This window comes from bacterium (genome assembly GCA_040753555.1).
Lineage (GTDB): Bacteria > UBA9089 > UBA9088 > UBA9088 > UBA9088 > JBFLYE01.
This window is the reverse complement of sequence record JBFMDZ010000298.1, coordinates 1-1,994: the sequence shown is the minus strand read 5'-3', so window position 1 is coordinate 1,994 and position 1,994 is coordinate 1. Positions and strand designations below refer to the sequence as shown.

At 35.6% G+C, this 1,994-nt stretch carries 4 protein-coding genes; all 4 read right to left on the bottom strand.

Annotated features, from left to right (window positions below; all coding sequences use genetic code 11):
- Positions 1-118, bottom strand: a 118-nt coding sequence (locus tag AB1630_12760; protein ID MEW6104660.1) for a formate--tetrahydrofolate ligase, incomplete at its 3' end; no start/stop codon positions are given.
- A gap of 17 nt (positions 119-135) precedes the next feature.
- The gene (locus AB1630_12755; protein ID MEW6104659.1) at positions 136-513 is read right to left on the bottom strand and encodes a retropepsin-like aspartic protease; all 378 of its coding nucleotides are present in this window, start codon (positions 511-513) and stop codon (positions 136-138) included.
- Between the two features lie 2 nt (positions 514-515).
- Positions 516-725, bottom strand: a complete 210-nt coding sequence (locus tag AB1630_12750; protein MEW6104658.1) for a hypothetical protein — start codon at positions 723-725, stop codon at positions 516-518.
- Positions 726-1,067: 342 nt separating this feature from the next.
- A partial coding sequence (locus tag AB1630_12745) for a PorV/PorQ family protein (GenBank protein ID MEW6104657.1) occupies positions 1,068-1,994 on the bottom strand: 927 nt, incomplete at its 5' end.

Here is a 1,994-nt window from a genome sequence, read left to right as displayed (position 1 = left end):
CCTTTGCCTTGTATTTCCCATAGAACTCAATGTCATCCTCTTCTAACCCTAAATCCCTTGCCACATCAATGATGGGCTTCATCTTGCACTCTTGTGCGATCTCAATGTCTGATTTCATTTTTTTCCTATTCTTATTTATGAGATTTCAATGTAACCTTCTTTATAATCAATAACGGTTTTAAAATGTTTCAGGAAACTTAAGCCCAGTAGTCCCCGAATTCCAGCTAATTCTGGTATGTCGTGAGAGATAGCCTCTACATCATAAGCTTCTGCCTCCCCAATAAGTATTGCATTCACTCGTAATTTTGGAACTTCAATTACTCCATTTGCTGTAATAATTTCTTGGCGTTCCTGTATTATTGCAGGGTCATAGCCAATTACTTTGAGTACTGACCAAGAAAGAGCAGTAAAAGCTGCTCCTGTGTCAAAAATTAAATCTACTTTAACCGAACCTTTTGGACCTACAATTTTAACATTTCTTATAATCAGTGGGATACTAATTGGTAGACGCATAACTAAAACATTACTGCATACCCTTCAGGAACAGGCGGACCTGCAAAGGTAATATAAATATCCGTTAATCTATGGTCAACAAGCTCTTTGTCAAATGCCCAACGCTCTTTGTTGTGTATAACTACTTCCCCTTCTGGATTATCACCTTCCTCAAAGGCACGGAAGGCAATCCATTCTCCTTGATATAGAATTTTTGCTTCTTCAAGCCTCATAATTACTTACCTCTTTTATTTAAAGCCATTCCCAAGTCAACAGTTATTATCCTTCCCTCTCCAAATAGTGTTATTGTGTAACATCAATGTATTTTGCTTAATGATATATTAGATTATATTTCAATTGCAATTGTTATGTCAATTCATTTTGCAAACTCAAGTGGAAATGGGAAGAGAAAATACTTATAGGCTGAATTAGTTATTGTTGGCTCTTCGCATAATATAGTGCAAAAATAATTGTATTCTTATCTTTTTTAACAAAGAGCTTAATGTAAATTTTATTTAGCTTTAGTTAAACACGTACATTTTATGTATGTTTATTGAAACAGACAAACACATATCTTAAAAGGAGGATTTAATTAAGTCAGCCCTTAAGGAATTCATCCTTTCTTTGGGAATAAATTCTTTTTCCCAATCCTTGTAGCCATCTATGGTTATCTTTATCTTGTAGGGCTTTTGTGGGATTAAGTCATAAAGGATAATGGGTGTTGTTCCTTGAAAGGTATTATCCAAATAAACCTTTGCTCGGGATGGATTTGAATAGACAATGAGCTTGGATGAATAGGAAGGCTTTAAAGAAGGGGGTGTTTTTGGGGCTTTTTCTGTTTTAGGAATCTCTTTTGCTTTAGTCTCTACTTTCTTAACCTTGGGTTTTTCCCCTTTCTCTTTACCAAAGCCAATCTTTAATGAAAGATAATGGCTATCATTTAAAAGCTTACGGGGAATATAGGCATAATCAAGTTTAATCTCTTTAAATCCTATCCCTAACCCTCCACTTATTCCCGAGCCTTCGTCTACACTAGAGGCATATCCTGCCCTAAAACATAGATTATTGATTACCCAAAATTCTCCACCAAGGTTTATTCCTAAACTATTATCAGCTGGTTTATTTATATCCAAAGCAATGTTTGCCCTATTTAGTTTATAACCTATTCCAGCCTTGATATTAAAGGGCTGTTTATCGCTTTCCTTAACAAACTTTAATTTTGTTCCTATATTTTGAATAACAGCTCCAATGCTTACCCCTTCAATCGGAAGGCTGCTAATTATTCCAAAATCTCCTCCAAATCCTGAAGCAGAAAATGTATCAATCTTTTGAGAGATATAGCGAAGGTTAAAACCAAAAGAAAGGGAGGGGAAAATATTTTTTCCATATGAGCCGGTAAGGCTATAATCACAGGCATCAAAGGAAGAGCCATCACCACTAGGGTTTGAAACGGTAGTCCTTTTTATACGAGAGGAATTGAGCAAGGAAAGGGCGATTCCTAT

Excerpts from the sequence above, each read along its gene's own strand:
- AB1630_12750 (MEW6104658.1), bottom strand. The coding sequence starts at position 725 with ATGAGGCTTGAAGAAGCAAAAATTCTATATCAAGGAGAATGGATTGCC.
- AB1630_12755 (MEW6104659.1), bottom strand. The coding sequence starts at position 513 with ATGCGTCTACCAATTAGTATCCCACTGATTATAAGAAATGTTAAAATT.